This is a genomic window from Faecalibacterium intestinale, from assembly GCF_040096575.1.
GTDB classification, from domain to species: Bacteria; Bacillota; Clostridia; order Oscillospirales; family Ruminococcaceae; genus Faecalibacterium; species Faecalibacterium intestinale.
The window spans coordinates 261,634-274,456 of sequence record NZ_JBBMEN010000001.1 but is presented as its reverse complement, the minus strand read 5'-3'; the positions used below and the strand labels follow the sequence as shown (position 1 = coordinate 274,456).

Genomic DNA, 12,823 nt, shown 5'->3' with positions numbered 1-12,823 from the left:
GGGTCAAAATTATTGTTATTTTACGCTTTCAAGGAAGCGGACAAAACCGGCGCGGCCTGCTTCATCCAGCTTGTACACACCGGCATCGGCCAGCACCTGTGCAAACACATAACCTACCTCGTCCTGCAGGATCAGGTGCACATTGTCGGCGTTCAGCTCCGGGTGCTTTGCAAGGATCTCCTCCGCCCACGCGGCGTGCTTTTGCAGGCTTTCGGGGTATTCTGCGGTGGGCAGGTGCACCACCAGCACATCAGCAAGGTCGAACAGCTCCTGCTTCAGGCGGCTGGGCAGCACAGCCAGACCCATCACCTCGATGAGGCCGATATTCTCCTTTTTGATGTGGTGCAGCTTGGCATGGGGATGGTACACACCCAGCGGATGCTCCGGGGTGGTGATGTTGTTGCGCAGCACCAAGTCCAGCTGATACTTGCCGTCCCGCATCCGGGCGATGGGCGTGATGGTGTTGTGGGGCTCGCCATCGGTCTCGGCGAAGATAAAGCAGCTCTCGTCGGTGTAGCCGCGCCAAGCAGCCAGCAGCTTATCGGCCAGTTCCACAAGGCGTGTGTCATCTGCACAGGTCAGGCGGATGCAGCTCATGGGCCAGTGCACGATACCGGCTTCCACGTCCTCAAAGCCGGGGAACACCCAAGGTTTTTCAATAGGAGCCTTGGCCATGGCAAACTCATAATGGCCGCCCTGAAAGTGGTCGTGGCTCAGGATGCTGCCGCCCACGATGGGCAGGTCGGCGTTGCTGCCCACAAAGTAGTGGGGGAACAGACCTACAAAATCCAGCAGCTTGCGGAAGGTCGCCCGCTCAATTTTCATGGGGGTGTGCTGGTTGTTGAACACGATGCAGTGCTCGTTGTAGTAAACGTAGGGGCTGTACTGCAAATTCCACGCGCTGTCGTTGATGGTCAGCGGGATGATGCGGTGATTTTCGCGCGCGGGGTGGTTCATGCGGCCTGCGTAGCCCTCGTTCTCCGCGCACAGCTGGCACTTGGGGTAAGCGCTCTGGGGCGCAAGCTTTGCGGCGGCAATGGCCTTTGGGTCCTTTTCCGGCTTGGACAGGTTGATGGTGATATCCAAGTCGCCGTACGCGGTCTTGGTGACCCATTTCAGATCGCGCTTGATGCGGTAGCGGCGGATGTAGTCGGTGTCCTGACTGAACTTGTAGAACCAGTCGGTGGCGGCCTGCGGACCCTCGTTCTCGTACCGCTCCTCAAAGTTTGCGCGCACGATGCTGGGGCGCGGGGTCAGCACGCCCATCAGCTTGGTGTCAAACAGATCGCGTGCGGTGGAGTTGTCCTCGCACACGCCGCGGGCAACGGCATCGTCCACAAGGGTCTTGAGGATGCTTTCCAGATCGGTATAGCACGCTTCGCCCTCTGGGGCGGTAAAGTCGTCCAGCTGCATGGTCATCAGCAGCTGGTTGCGGATATAGATCTCGTCATCGGGCAGGATCAGCCCGGTGTCCAGCCCGTAGTTCACGAGCTGCTGGATGGCAGTGGATATCACAGCACAGCACCCCCCTCGGGACGGATGTTCAGCACATGGCAGCGGCCAGCGCCGAGGATCTTTTCCATGTTGGCCTTAAAGTCTGCCAGCATCTCCACCGGCACAAAGGCCTGCACCGTACCGGCAAAACCGCCGCCGTGCACGCGCACAGCGCCCTTACCGCCCAGATAATGCTTGGCAGCGGCGATGGTCACAGCCACCTCCTGATGCTCCTTGTAACCGGCGGGGATGACGTTCTGCAGATACTCCCAGCTGCTGTCGCCGGAGGCAGTCACCATCTGCAAAAAGGCGTCAAAGTTGCCCTCGCGCAGGGCAGCTACCTGCTGGGGCACGCGGTCATTATCGGCGTAGAAGTGGAAGGCGCGCAGCACAGCGCGGTCGCCGCACTGCTTGCGGCAGGCCGGAATATTTGCAAGGAAGGTCTCAAAGGGCACGTCCCGCAGCACCTCGCCGCCGCACACAGCGGCCACAGCGCGGCACTCGTTGGGGATGGCGGCGTACTCGTCGGTCAGGTCGGCATGGTCTGCACCGGAGTCCAGAATGCACAGCGCCAGACCGGCCTTGGAAAAGTCCACCTGCACCGGCTCCACATCAGGGTTTGCCTTGTCGGCAAAGTCGATGGTGATAATGTTGCCCACGCTGGAAGCCATCTGATCCATCAGACCACAGGGCTTGCCAAAGTAGACGTTCTCTGCCCACTGGCCGATCTGTGCAATGGCGATGGGGGAGACCTTTTCTGCCATGAAACAGTCGTTCAAGATCACACCGACCAGCACCTCAAAGGCGGCAGAGGAAGAAACGCCGCTGCCCTTGGGCACGTTGGAGGAGATGTACACGTCCAGACCAGAAAGCTTTGCGCCGCGCTGACGGAAAGCCTCGCACTCGCCGCGCAGCAGGGAAGCGGTGGTGTTCTCCTCCTCCTTGCGGGCAGTCAGGTCGTCAAGGTCGATAACGCACAGGTCGTAGCCCTCGCTCTGTACGCGCAGCTGGTTCAGGCTGTTGGGGGCGGCAGCAGCAATCATATCAATGTTCACGCTGCCTGCCAGCACACGGCCGTGCTGGTGGTCGGTGTGGTTGCCGCCGATCTCGGTGCGGCCGGGGGCACTATACAGACCGGCTTCGCTATGTGCGCCGAAGGCGGTCTCTAACCCGTCCAGAACAGCCGCATAGCGGGCTGCCTGTGCAGGGGTCTGGTCGGGGGTGCAGCAGTACAGCGCAGCCAGACGCGCAGCGTGTGCGCCCTCGGTCAGCTCCTGCTTCCAGGTGGAAATGGACTTCATCATGGAAATTTCCTCCTACTATTATGATCGGAAAAGTCGATGCAGCCGTTCGCAGCTGCCGTAGCTGCTTCTATAATAGTCAAACACAACGCAAAAAACCATGTGTTATTGTTGCATCTCGATGAAAAGTTGCAAAAAACACCCGCGCAGCCCGATTAGCTGCTGCCGAACAAATAAAATAAAAATTTTTCCGGCAAATCAAAATGCTTGGCATAAATGCACACAAATCCCGGAATTTTGAGCGCAGCGCCCAAAAAAGACGGGATGGAAAATTGCACTTTGCACAAAAAAACATCCCCGCACCGATGCAGCCATCGGGTGCGGGGATGTGGTTCAGTGGGTAAATTCGCTGCCGGTCAGGCCGTCAAGGTTCAGCATTCCTTCCAGTGCGGCAATGTCGGCGTTCACGTCCAGCGCATCGGCTTGGAACAGCTTGTCCAGCTGGTTTTCAAAGGCGGTCACCAGCAGGTCCATGCTGCGCTCGATGCTGTGTTTGGCTTCGGTGATGTTCGTGCCCTCCACCGCCTGCCCGGAAAGGCTGGCGTAGGTGTTCAACAGCTTGAGCGCAGTGGGTAGATAGTAATTCATAAATTTTTGCAGCTGTGCCTTTTTCTCCGGGTCCTTCTGCGCCAGCGCAAAGATGCGTCCGCTGACCTCTTCCAGCCGGGAGATCTTCACGCTCATCACCGGGTCAGGGATGGCATCGTTCACCTCTCGCAGCTGGCGCAGCAGGGCGGCGTACTCGTCCTCTGTGGCAGGCCGGGCTTTAGGTGCCGGAGCGGGTGAGGGCTTTTTTGGCTGCGGTGCCGCGCCCCGCACCACCAGCGTGTCGGTGCGGTTGTCAATGTAGGCATCCGCGCCGAAGTATCCGTGCTCAATGGCGCTTTTTGCGGCAGCGCGTCCCCGGGCGGCGTCCACCCCGGCAGCGGCAAACAGTTCCGGCAGGGGGATGTTATCCCGTTCGCCTACCACCTTGTCCAGCAGCCGCTCCAGCTTGTGGGTGTGGTTCATCCGCAGGCCAGTCAGCAGCGCACCGCCGCCGCCGATGGCCATGACGATATCGGAAAACAGCTCCCCGGGGTCAGGCAGCACCTGCCATGCACCGATGATATCCACTGTATCCATCACCCCGGCAAACAGGAAAACGGCACCCATGATGGTGCAGAGGGTGGCAATATTCTTGTGCCACTGTTTGGCGCTTTTCTGCTCTGCCGTTGGGATGTCCTGCCCATAGGATGCGTTTGCTTTCTGCGTTGAGGCAGGTTCCGGGGCGGGGCGGTAGTCGCCCCGGGCAGCGGCGGCTTCCTGCTCCTCCTTCTGCACCTTCTGGTCGATGCCTTTCAGGATAAACAACAGCACCCCCAACGGCCCGGACATCGCCATCACGATAAAGATGGCAATGGTGGGGATCTTTGCAAAATAATGTTTTCTCGGCTCCATGAAATAAATTTCCTTTCACAGAAAGATAAAAATAAAAGACCGCGTTCCACTCTATTATAGCGGAGCGCGGCCTTTTTGTTAAGGGGGTATTTCTGTGCGCGAAAAGTTTACTTCATCAGGCTGCAAACGGCTTCGGCATAAGCGGCGGGGTCGTCCACGGGCAGACCCTCGATCAGCTGTGCCTGTGCGTACAGCAGGGCGCTGTACTTGTTCAGCTTCTCGGTGTCGCCAGCCTCCTGTGCGGCCTTCAGGGCGGCAAACACGGGGTGGTTCACGTTCAGCTCCAGCACCTTGTCGCTCTTCACGCCCTCGCTGCCGGGCTGCTTGGACAGCACCTTCTCCATCTCAATGGACAGCGGGCCGTCAGCGCTCAGGCAGACGGGGTGATCCTTCAGGCGGGTGGAAACCTTGACCTCCTTCACCTTGCCGTTCAAAGCGTCCTTCATGGCATCGAACAGTGCCTTGTTCTCGGCAGTGGCATCCTCGGCGGCCTTCTTCTCCTCCTCGGATTCCAGACCCAGATCACCGCTGTTCACGTTCTTGAACTCCACGGTGCCGTCCTTGCCCTCGGCATCCTTGCGGGGGTAGCTGTGCAGGATCTGCAGGCAGAACTCATCCACATCCTCGGTCAGCAGCAGCACGTCAAAGCCCTTGTCCAGCACCAGCTCCGCGGAGGGCAGCTTTGCCAGACGGTCGGTAGAGTCGCCTGCGGCAAAGTAGATGTACTTCTGCTCGGCGGGCATCTTGTCGATGTACTCCTGCAGGGTGACCATCTTCTGCTCCTTGGCAGACCAGAACAGCAGCAGGTCGCGCAGCAGCTCGGCGTGCATACCGTAGTCAGAGTAAGCACCAAACTTGATCTGACGGCCGAACTCCTTCCAGAACTCCTCGTACTTTGCACGGTCATTGTTCAGCATGGCGTGCAGCTCGTTCTTGATCTTCTTTTCCAGTGCGTTGTGGATCAGCTTCAGCTGGCTGTCCTTCTGCAGCATCTCACGGCTGATGTTCAGGCTCAGGTCCTGACTGTCCACGATGCCCTTTACAAAGCTGAAGTAATCCGGCAGCAGGTCGGCGCACTTTTCCATAATCAGCACACCGGAAGCGTACAGCGCCAGACCCTTCTCGTAGTCCTTGGTATAGAAATCGTAGGGACGGTGGCTGGGCACGAACAGCAGGGCGTTGTAGTTGGCAGTGCCCTCGGTGCGGCTCACGATGACCCGGGCGGGATCGGCGTAATCGCCGAACTTATCCTTATAGAAGCTGTTGTACTCCTCGTCGGTCACTTCGCTCTTCTGCTTCTTCCAGATGGGGATCATGCTGTTCAGGGTCTCCAACTCGGTGTAGGTCTCCCACTCGGGCTTGTAGTCCTCAGGCTTGGGATCCGGTTCCGGCTTCTGACGGCTCTTTTCGCGCTCCATCTGGATGGGGTAGCGCACATAGTCGCTGTACTTCTTCACGATAGCCACGATGCCGTATTCGTCCAGAAAGTTGTCGTATTTCTCAGTGTCGGTATCCGGCTTGATGTGCAGAATGATCTGGGTGCCCACGGTATCCTTCTGGGCGGGGGTCATCTCGTAGCCGTCCACACCGGAGGACTCCCACTGCCAAGCCTCGTCCGAGCCGTAAGCCTTGGAGATGACGGTCAGCTTATCGGCCACCATAAAGGCAGAGTAGAAGCCCACGCCGAACTGACCGATGATATCGATGTTTTCGTCCTTGTTGTCCTTTTTGAAATCCAGAGAACCGGAGTGTGCGATGGTGCCCAGATTCTGCTCCAGCTCTTCCTTGGTCATACCGATGCCGTTATCCTCCACGGTCAGGATGCGGTTTTCCTTATCGCGGGTGATGAGGATGCGAAAATCGCCCTTGTTCATGCCCACGGAGGTGTCGGTCAGGCTCTTATAGTACAGCTTATCAATGGCGTCCGAAGCATTGGAGATCAGTTCCCGCAGGAAGATCTCTTTATTGGTATAGATGGAGTTGATCATCATGTCCATCAGTTTTTTGCTCTCTGCCTGAAATTCTTTCTTGGCCATAATACAAAACCTCTTTTATCACATAATTTGGTGCGCTGTACCCGGTAAACTGCCGGGATGCTTAGCACTCATAACTTCTGAGTGCTAATATACAACGACTTGCAGGGAAAATCAAGGCTTTTCATAAAAAGTTAAAAAAGTAAAAGATTTGCTGCCCCGGTGCACGAAACGGCGCGCCCGGATCGTTTCTTATATGAAGGACGAAATTTTTTCGGAAAAGCTTTCCCACTTTTGCGCAGACTGTGCTATAATGGAGCGAGTATGCCGGAAGGATGTGAGAAAATGTCAAAACAGGGCGATGCCGCCTACGCATGGTTCTTAAAGGGCTATAATTGCAGTCAGAGCGTGGTGGCGGCGTTTGCACCCCAGCTTGGCCTGACCGAGGAAACAGCGCTGCGCCTTTCCGCAGGCTTTGGCGCGGGTATTGGCCGGATGCGGGAGGTGTGCGGGGCGTTCTGCGGCGTGGTGACCGTGCTGAGCATGGTCTATGCCGACCCAGCCGACCCCAAGGATAAATCCCGGATGTACGCACTGGTGCAGCAGGCGGCAGAGCAGTACCGCACCCGCAACGGCGGCGGCAGCATCATCTGCCGGGAATTGCTGGCAAAGGCGGGTGCTGCCCCTGCCGGGGGCACAGCGGCAGAGGAACGCACCGCGGAATACTATAAAAAGCGCCCCTGCCCGGAGCTGTGCCGCATTTGTGCAGACCTATGCGCAGAATTTATCGCAGCCCACCCGGAGGGGCGGCACGGCTTTTATAAGGAGGATGCGTAAATGCAGCTTGAACAACTGGAACTGACCGGCGGCGGTACGCTGACGCTCTACCTGCGGGAGAGCGTGGAGGCCATGCCGCATTTCCGGCAGCGCCCGCTGGTATTGGTGGTGCCCGGCGGCGGCTATACCCACGTCAGCCCCCGAGAGGGCGACCCCGTGGCGCTGCAATTTGCGGCGGCCGGGTATCACACGGCGGTGCTGCACTACGCAGTAGGGGAGAGCGCCCGGGATGCGCTGCCCATGCGGCAGCTGGCACAGGCCATCGGCCTTGTGCGGCAGCACGCAGAACAGTGGAATATTTTGCCGGATCAGATCGCTTTGTGCGGCTTTTCTGCCGGCGGGCATCTGGCACTGTCCGGTGCGGTGTGGGAGATCCCCGGCATGGCAGACCAGCCGCGCCCCAACGCCCTGCTGCTGGCATACCCGGTGGTCACCGCCGGGGAATACGCCCACCGGGGCAGCTTTGTGCAGCTGACCGGTACGCAGGATATTGCCGTCCACCAGCGCTTTACACTGGAGGATAAGATTACCCCCGCCACACCGCCGGTGTTCGTCTGGCATACCATGGAGGACGAGACCGTCCCGGTGGAAAACACTCTGCTGCTGCTCAGTGCCCTGCACAAGGCAGGCGTGCCGTGCGAAGCGCACCTGTTTGAAAAGGGACGCCACGGCACCAGCATCTCCACCCCGGAGGTGGACGCCGACAGCACCCACCGCAACCGCTGGGTGCAGCTTGCGGTGGAATGGCTGAACGATACCTTTTCCTTCCACGCCTGAGATAACCGACTGAAACAGGAAAAACGTGTGTAAATTTTAGTCATACCTACAAAAAATTCACAAATAAACCGTTGACTTGCACAGGCGTATGCCGTATACTGTCCAACGGGGATAAAACCACGAAAGAAGGAAACAAAAATGGTTATGGATCCCACACTGCCGCGCATCAAGGTGCGCGATCTGCTCATGCAGGCATTTCTCACCGGCTGGGAGCGCTCGGATAAGAGCACCTCGCAGGACGAGTATCTGCAAAGCTCCATTCAGGTCATTGAGATGCTGCAGGTGGAGCCGGAAAACCTCTACGCAGAGGAAGGTCTTGGCCTGCCGGACGGCGAAGAGGTGGATCATCTGGACGATCTGCTGCGGGCAGATGGCTTCTGGCTGTACTACGGGGTAGAAGCGGAAAACTTCTTCCTGATCCAGTGGTACCCGGACGAAGCCGCTGCCAATGCAAAGCTTGCTCAGCTGGAAGAACTGGGCGATGGCAAGCAGTATCTGGTGGATCTGACCCTCAAGCGGGCAAACCCCTCCAAGGCCGAAAACTTCGGCAATTCCAACCCGGTGCAGCTCCGCTCCTGACATTTTGAGTTGAAAGGAAATTTTGCTCATGCAGCTTTCTGTTACGGAACGCGAACAGCTTTATGCCATTCTGGAAAAATACGATCAGAACCCCAAGGTGCAGCAGATGCGGGAGTTCATCCAGCACGGGGACGTTACCACCTATCAGCACTGCAAGAACGTGGTGCTGGTCAGCTGCTGGCTGAACCACCGCCTGCATCTGGGTGCAGACGAGACCTCGCTGGCTGTCGGAGCTTTCCTGCACGATTTTTACCTGTATGACTGGCACAAAAAAGGCACCTTCCACGGCATCCGCCGCCTGTTCGAGATGCACGGCTTCTCCCACCCGGGTCGTGCCTGCGTCAATGCGGAACAGGTGTTCCATATCACCAAAAAGGAACAGAGCATCATTTCCAGCCATATGTGGCCGCTGACCTTCCGTCATGTGCCCAGCTGCCGCGAGGCCATTATCGTCTGCCTTGCCGATAAGTACTGTGCTGTGGTGGAAAGTATGTTCAAGCACAGCCGTGTGGCTGCCGCCAAAAACGCCGACGGCGAATACGACGAGTGGTAAAATTGGATCATCGCAAATAACAGGAGCCGCTGCACCCCAAAAGTGCAGCGGCTCCTTCTGCTTTATACTATATACGCCGTGAAAAGGCAGAGGGGGAAAATCCGCAGATTTTCCCCCTCTGCAAATAAAAATAATTCTGCGCCAAGCGGCTGGTCACAGCTTTTTGAACCCCTCCGGCTCGTCTGCGGCGGCGCGGCGCTCCATCAGATAGGTGTCCAGCCAGCGGCCGTGGCAGTCCCGCGCAATGCGTTCCCGGCGTCCCACCAGCCGGAAGCCGCACTTGGCGTGCAGCGCACGGCTGGCGGCATTATCCTGCAAAACGGTGGATTGCAGCGTCCAGTACCCGGCTTTTTCGGCAGCGGCGCACAGGGCGCTCAACAGCTGGAAGCCCAGCCCGTGCCCGCGGAACTGCTCGCCTACATAAATGCTTACCTCAGCCACGCCCCGGTAGCACCAGCGGGGGTCTACCCGGTGCAGGGCGCACCACCCCGCCAGCACTCCGCCGGAAAGAATGACCAGACGGCACTCCTTTGTGTGGGAAGCATCCCACGCGGTGTAGGGCGGGCATTCGGTCTGGAAGGTTGCGTATTCCGTGGCAATGCCCTCAACATAGATTCTGGAGACCGTGCTCCAGTCCTCCGGCGTCATAGGCCGGATGATGATCTTATCCATACTTTCATCCTCGGCGGGCCAAAAAATTGCCCGCATTCTCTTTCCACTCCCGGATAAATTCCAGTATAGCAGAATTTGCCGTATGGTACAAGAAGCGGACTGCACAGAAATTGCTTTGACATCCCCCTCATTTGTGATACAATAAAAGGACAAGAATGCACAGAGCGGCGCATCTGTACTGGTAGATGCAGCCGTATGCCGGGCGCGGCATTCTGCTGTGGGAAAAGGAGTAGAGAATATGAAGGACTGGAATACCTGTTTTGCATACCTGAACATGGAGTTGCCGGACGATATCCGCCGCCTGAAGGAGGCGGGCTACTACGATGCCGCTATTGCGCGCATCGATGCCTGCTTGGCCGAGGACTGGACTGCCAGCCAGAACCAGCCCCTGCACCCGCAGGGTGCGCTGCCGGTAAACCCCACCCCGCACGGCGTGAATGCATGGCGGCAGGGTCTGCTGGCGCACAGGGAAATTCTGCGCCGTCTGCCGCAGGACTATACCCTGACTGCCGAGCGGCTGCTGAACCGGCTGCAGGCCACCCTGCGGGACTTTACCACCGAGGAATTTGCCGCGCTGGACGCTGCCGGACAGATGGACTGGCGCTTTGTGGAAGGGCAGAAGCGCTACATCTACCGCGCTGCCGAAACGCTGGTGGCCACCCATCCCGACCTTGCCGCCCGTCAGCTGAACGCGCCCGTTCCGGAGCGCAGCTGGGATCGTTTTGAGCCCCAGCACGACCAGATGGTGCGCACCGGTGCAGTCAGTGCAGACATCACCCTGCGCACCAGCATCGGCATGACCGATGAGACCTTTGCCCGTGCCCTTGCCGCCGCAAAGGCCGAAGGCAGAGACACCGTGCACGTCAAGGTGTGGCTGCCGCTGCCCGCTGCCTGCCCGGCGCAGAGCAATATCACGCTGGACAGCTTTACCGTGCAGCCCACTTATATCGCCCCGGAAACTGCACCTCAGCGCACCGCATACTGGGAGACAGACCTTGCCGAGAACTGCCGCTTTGGGGCACAGTACAGCTACCGCAGCACCGCGCACTACGCCGCCCCGCTGGAGCTGCACGCCGACCCGGTGCAGCCGGATTTCGACACCGCCGAGCAGCTGCCCCACATCGCCTTTACCCCCTATATGAAGGCACTGGCTGCGCAGCTGACCGAGGGCATCACCGACCCGGTGCAGAAGGCAAAGCGCATTTACGATTTTGTCACCCTGAACGTGCACTATCACTTCCAGCCCATGTATTTTGTGCACGAGAACATCACCGATAACTGCGCCCGCAGCCGCCGGGGCGATTGCGGCGTGATGGCTGCTACATTTATCACCCTTTGCCGCATTGCAGGCATCCCGGCCAAGTGGCAGAGCGGCATGGTGGCACGGCCGGAGACAGCCGGCTGCCACGACTGGGCAATGTTCTATATTGCCCCCAAGGGCTGGATGTACGCCGATTGCTCTGCCGGTGCGTCTATGGCGCGTGCGGGCAACGAGAAGATGCGTCTGCACTACTTCGGCAATCTGGATACCGACCGCATGGTAGCTAACAGCGACATCTGCGCTCCCTTCGACCCGCCCATGTGTTCCTTCCGCGCCGACCCCTGTGATAATCAGGTAGGCGAGATAGAGGTAGACAGCGTGGGTCTGTACGGCCAGCAGGTGGAGACTACACATGAAATCGTAAAGCATCAGGAAGTATAAACAGATCCGGGTCTGCCATTACCGCAAGACCCGGATTTTTGAGTTAAAGGAGAATGTCTATGGGATTTTTGGCAGGACTGTATACGCTTTTGCTGGTGGCCATCTGCCTGTTGCAGGCGCTTTTGCTGTACCGCACCGGCAAGCCCGCCGCCCGGCAGGATGATGAAGCCCTGAAAGAGTGGCTGCGCCAGCAGCTGGAAGCACAGGCGCGGGTGCTGGAAGAAAAGCAGGCGCAGCAGGCACAGCAGAATCTGGCCGCGATGGCGCACATCAGCGATACCCTGCAAACTGCAGTGCAGGGCATGAGCAGCACCCTGACGGCAGGACAGAACACCCAGCAGCAGACCATGGAGCAGCGTTTGCAGGGGCTGGAAGTCTCCAACGCCCGCAAGCTGGAGGAAATGCGCAAAGCGCTGGCAGACGGCCTTGCCGCCATGCAGACGCAGAATGCCCAGAAGCTGGACGAGATCCGCCACACCGTGGACGAGCAATTACAGGACGCGCTGCAAAAGCGGGTGACCGAAAGCTTTAAGGCGGTCAACGACCAGCTGGAGCAGGTGTACAAGGGCTTGGGCGAGATGCAGAGCCTTGCCGCCGATGTGGGCGGGCTGAAGCAGGTACTTTCCGGCGTCAAGACCCGCGGCATTCTGGGCGAGATCCAGCTGGGCGCGATTCTGGAAGAGATCCTTGCACCGGAGCAGTACGACACCAACGTAGCCACCATCCCCGGCAGCACCCAGCGGGTGGAGTACGCCATCCGGATGCCCGGTGTGGATGGCAACAGCGTCTGGCTGCCCATCGACTCCAAATTTCCCGGCGATACCTACGCCCACTTGCAGGACGCACAGGCTTCCGGCGATGCGCAGGCGGTGGAAAACGCCCGCCACGCGTTGGAACTGGTGCTGCGCAGCGAAGCAAAGGATATCCGGGAAAAATATGTGGAGCCGCCCTATACCACGGCCTTCGGCATCCTGTTTCTGCCCTTTGAAGGTCTGTATGCCGAGGTGGTGAACGCCGGACTGCTGGAAGTTTTGCAGCGGGATTATCAGGTGAACGTGGCCGGCCCCAGCACCATGGCGGCGTTGCTCAACAGCCTGCAAATGGGCTTCAAGACCCTTGCCATCCAGAAGCGCTCCGGCGAGGTGTGGCAGCTGCTGGGCGCGGTCAAGACCGAGTTCGATAAGTTCGGGCAGGGGCTTTCCAAGATGCAGCAGCGCCTGCGCCAGACCGATGAAGAGCTGGACAACCTCATCGGGGTGCGCAGCCGCGCCATCAGCCGCAAGCTGCGTGCGGTGCAGACGCTGGACGAAAACACCGCCGCCACCCTGCTGGAACTGGACACCGAGCCGGGCAGACCGGTAACAGCGCATCTGCCGGAGAGCGGGGAAGAGCTTTGATGCGCAGAAGCTCCCCGCATTATCCCTTGCGAAATTTCTGACGATGTGCTACAATAGGAATTGTTCTCAGAAATATTTGCCAATTTACGGCACAAGAT

The 12,823-nt window shown here is 58.7% G+C and carries 11 protein-coding genes; 6 read left to right on the top strand and 5 right to left on the bottom strand.

The window, feature by feature from the left end:
- Nucleotides 1–15: 15 nt before the first annotated feature.
- From galT to htpG, 4 genes are all read right to left on the bottom strand, one after another.
- Entirely contained in the window at nucleotides 16–1,515 is a 1,500-nt protein-coding gene (galT, locus tag WMO20_RS01275; protein WP_349185583.1) for a UDP-glucose--hexose-1-phosphate uridylyltransferase, read from the bottom strand.
- Complete coding sequence (locus tag WMO20_RS01270) at nucleotides 1,512–2,798, bottom strand: galactokinase (RefSeq protein WP_349185582.1); 1,287 nt, start codon at nucleotides 2,796–2,798, stop codon at nucleotides 1,512–1,514. Before WMO20_RS01270 ends, galT begins: the two co-directional genes overlap by 4 nt.
- 330 nt (nucleotides 2,799–3,128) lie before the next feature.
- Complete coding sequence (locus WMO20_RS01265) at nucleotides 3,129–4,235, bottom strand: 5-bromo-4-chloroindolyl phosphate hydrolysis family protein (RefSeq protein ID WP_349185581.1); 1,107 nt, start codon at nucleotides 4,233–4,235, stop codon at nucleotides 3,129–3,131.
- 107 nt (nucleotides 4,236–4,342) lie between these two features.
- The gene (gene htpG, locus WMO20_RS01260) at nucleotides 4,343–6,271 is read right to left on the bottom strand and encodes a molecular chaperone HtpG (RefSeq protein WP_112090041.1); all 1,929 of its coding nucleotides are present in this window, start codon (nucleotides 6,269–6,271) and stop codon (nucleotides 4,343–4,345) included.
- A 282-nt stretch (nucleotides 6,272–6,553) separates the two neighbouring features.
- Between htpG and WMO20_RS01255 the strand changes: the two genes are divergently transcribed.
- The 4 genes from WMO20_RS01255 (at nucleotide 6,554) to WMO20_RS01240 (ending at nucleotide 8,954) form a co-directional block, all read left to right on the top strand.
- Nucleotides 6,554–7,045, top strand: coding sequence for a C-GCAxxG-C-C family protein (locus WMO20_RS01255; protein WP_349185580.1), 492 nt, complete (start codon nucleotides 6,554–6,556; stop codon nucleotides 7,043–7,045).
- Nucleotides 7,046–7,822 carry an alpha/beta hydrolase gene (locus tag WMO20_RS01250; protein ID WP_349185579.1) on the top strand — a complete coding sequence of 259 codons (777 nt, stop codon included), beginning with the start codon at nucleotides 7,046–7,048 and terminating at the stop codon, nucleotides 7,820–7,822.
- A gap of 138 nt (nucleotides 7,823–7,960) precedes the next feature.
- A complete protein-coding gene (locus WMO20_RS01245) occupies nucleotides 7,961–8,401 on the top strand; it encodes a hypothetical protein (RefSeq protein ID WP_112090039.1) in 441 nt (146 codons plus the stop codon).
- 28 nt (nucleotides 8,402–8,429) lie between these two features.
- A complete protein-coding gene (locus WMO20_RS01240) occupies nucleotides 8,430–8,954 on the top strand; it encodes an HD domain-containing protein (RefSeq protein ID WP_112090038.1) in 525 nt (174 codons plus the stop codon).
- Between the two features lie 153 nt (nucleotides 8,955–9,107).
- Here the strand turns inward: WMO20_RS01240 and WMO20_RS01235 are convergent, their stop codons facing one another.
- The gene (locus tag WMO20_RS01235; protein WP_316541044.1) at nucleotides 9,108–9,626 is read right to left on the bottom strand and encodes a GNAT family N-acetyltransferase; all 519 of its coding nucleotides are present in this window, start codon (nucleotides 9,624–9,626) and stop codon (nucleotides 9,108–9,110) included.
- A gap of 238 nt (nucleotides 9,627–9,864) precedes the next feature.
- On the opposite strand from WMO20_RS01235, the gene WMO20_RS01230 reads away from it, so the two are divergent.
- Nucleotides 9,865–11,328, top strand: a complete 1,464-nt coding sequence (locus tag WMO20_RS01230) for a transglutaminase-like domain-containing protein (RefSeq protein ID WP_349185578.1) — start codon at nucleotides 9,865–9,867, stop codon at nucleotides 11,326–11,328.
- Between the two features lie 59 nt (nucleotides 11,329–11,387).
- Nucleotides 11,388–12,725 carry a DNA recombination protein RmuC gene (locus WMO20_RS01225; protein ID WP_349185577.1) on the top strand — a complete coding sequence of 446 codons (1,338 nt, stop codon included), beginning with the start codon at nucleotides 11,388–11,390 and terminating at the stop codon, nucleotides 12,723–12,725.
- The last annotated feature ends 98 nt before the right edge of the window (nucleotides 12,726–12,823 follow it).